Annotated in this window: 2 protein-coding genes; one reads left to right on the plus strand and one right to left on the minus strand. The window is 35.0% G+C overall.

Annotation, left to right across the window (positions count from 1 at the left end; all coding sequences use genetic code 11):
- Positions 1 to 16: 16 nt before the first annotated feature.
- Entirely contained in the window at positions 17 to 373 is a 357-nt protein-coding gene (locus DYY66_RS09970; protein WP_166288835.1) for a hypothetical protein, read from the minus strand.
- 495 nt (positions 374 to 868) lie between these two features.
- Here DYY66_RS09970 and DYY66_RS09975 point away from each other — a divergent pair, with 495 nt between their 5' ends.
- Positions 869 to 1,429, plus strand: coding sequence for a TATA-box-binding protein (locus DYY66_RS09975; RefSeq protein WP_101009891.1), 561 nt, complete (start codon positions 869 to 871; stop codon positions 1,427 to 1,429).
- The last annotated feature ends 157 nt before the right edge of the window (positions 1,430 to 1,586 follow it).

The raw sequence follows: 1,586 nt of genomic DNA on the forward strand, positions 1-1,586 counted from the left end.
CGTAATTTTGTGCCTGTTATTTCTCAAAAAATTGGCTGGTAACTATGCGTTTTTCTAGTGCATACTCTTTGATTTCGGAAAACCTGAATTCTTCTATTATAAAGTAGATGTAATCCTCCTTGTATTGTGGTAGTTCCATTTTTTTCTTTGTAGTCTTGTCTTCATAATATTCTACATCTGGACCCTTGCCAAGCAGATTAGTGCACATGTCCTTAAGCTGGTCTATGCTAAACTTGTCCAAAAGAAAGTATTTGCTTGAAAGTTCCTTGAAAAATATCTTGTCTTCAGCATCCATCTCTTTTTTTATCTTTGCCATCTCTGATTTTCTACCGTCGTCATCTTTTGGCTTTCCAAGAGAATTATCAGGATACATTAACTTGAATTGTTTTTCACCAAAATATATATCATAAAATTACAAAAATATTTTTTATATTTATGTACAACTTAATTGTGGGTGTGTTGAAAAAATCTCTGGCAACTTATTTCTAGTACAATAATTCCATTGTTTGATCATCTAAAACCTGTCTTATCTAGTGACTGTTAAGAAATTCTCCAACGTATACGTGAAATATCTCATGAAAATTTACTGGTCGATATTTGGTTCATACAAAACTGATCTACTCTCAAAACTGGACAAAGATCAGTCATCGTATATCGAACACTATGGTGTGCAATAGATCTGGTTTGTAGAAAACATGTAGTCTTGATATCTTTGAGATTGATTAGAAAATTATCTAAAGTGTAAAAACTACGATCATTTTCTGATCGAATTTTATCGGTTTGAAACCATGCTGTAAGATCTTTTACCTTTCCAGTCACGCTAGTTATGTAATTGGTTATATATGGTACCACTTTATAACCTATTTAAATGCCGCAAACAAAACCGATTGTCGACATCGTAAACGTGGTTGCCTCTGCTTCAGTAGACCAAAAAATTGATCTTGTGGCAATTACAAAAGAATTCCCGGACGTTGAATACCATCCTGAACAATTTCCAGGCCTAGTCTTTAGATTAAAGTCTCCAAAAACTGCGACACTTATCTTTAGCTCAGGCAAAATGGTTTGCACTGGTTCAAAATCCGAAGAGGCAGCAGTAAATGCAGTAAACACAGTTGTACAAAGACTTCGAAAAGGCAAAATAAAAATAAAAAAGAATCCAGAGATTACAATTCAAAACATCGTAGCTTCTGTTAGTCTTGGTGGCAAGGTTCACCTAGAAAAAGCTGCACGTAGTCTCCCAAGAAGTATGTATGAACCAGAACAATTTCCTGGTTTGATACATAGGATGCTTGATCCACGTTCTGTGGTTCTAATCTTTGCCTCTGGCAAACTAGTGTGCACTGGAACAAAGAAGGAAGCCGAAGTTTACCGTGCGGTCCACAATCTTCACACATTACTAGAAGAAAAGAAACTGATGGAATACGAGTAATCGTAAAACCATTTCTAAATTTTTATTAATCTAATACTTGTTTTCTTGAATTCATTTTTTTCTGTATTGCACTTCCGCCAAATGCTATTGCAAGATTTACTCCAAGTGATATCACCGCAATATACAATGGCCCCCACATTGTCTTGATAAGAGATGA

The sequence above is a fragment of the Candidatus Nitrosotalea sp. FS genome, from assembly GCF_011319475.1.
Classification (GTDB): Archaea; Thermoproteota; Nitrososphaeria; order Nitrososphaerales; family Nitrosopumilaceae; genus Nitrosotalea.

Excerpts from the sequence above, each read along its gene's own strand:
- DYY66_RS09975 (WP_101009891.1), top strand. The coding sequence starts at position 869 with ATGCCGCAAACAAAACCGATTGTCGACATCGTAAACGTGGTTGCCTCT.
- DYY66_RS09970 (WP_166288835.1), bottom strand. The coding sequence starts at position 373 with ATGTATCCTGATAATTCTCTTGGAAAGCCAAAAGATGACGACGGTAGA.